This window comes from Bacillus sp. 01N45, from assembly GCF_056399205.1.
Genome location: NZ_JBFTQW010000061.1, coordinates 1 through 404, shown reverse-complemented (window position 1 = coordinate 404; position 404 = coordinate 1). Strand labels below are relative to the sequence as shown.

The following is a 404-nucleotide window of genomic DNA, read 5'->3' as shown; positions in this document are numbered from 1 at the left end:
GTCCCAGTGTGGCCGATCACCCTCTCAGGTCGGCTACGCATCGTTGCCTTGGTGAGCCGTTACCTCACCAACTAGCTAATGCGACGCGGGTCCATCCATAAGTGACAGCCGAAGCCGCCTTTCAATTTCGAACYATGCAGTTCAAAATATTATCCGGTATTAGCCCCGGTTTCCCGGAGTTATCCCAGTCTTATGGGCAGGTTACCCACGTGTTACTCACCCGTCCGCCGCTAACTTCATAAGAGCAAGCTCTTAATCCATTCGCTCGACTTGCATGTATTAGGCACGCCGCCAGCGTTCATCCTGAGCCAGGATCAAACTCTCCAATAAAGTTAGTTTGTCTAGCATCTAAAAATAAAAATTGACGTTTCACGTTGTTTGTTTCGTTCAGTTTTCAAAGAACT

1 rRNA gene is annotated in these 404 nt (G+C 48.4%); it reads right to left on the bottom strand.

The features are described 5' to 3' along the window. Nucleotides 1–330: ribosomal RNA gene (locus AC1DMU_RS29730) — 16S ribosomal RNA — on the bottom strand; the annotation flags it as partial. Nucleotides 331–404: the final 74 nt, after the last annotated feature.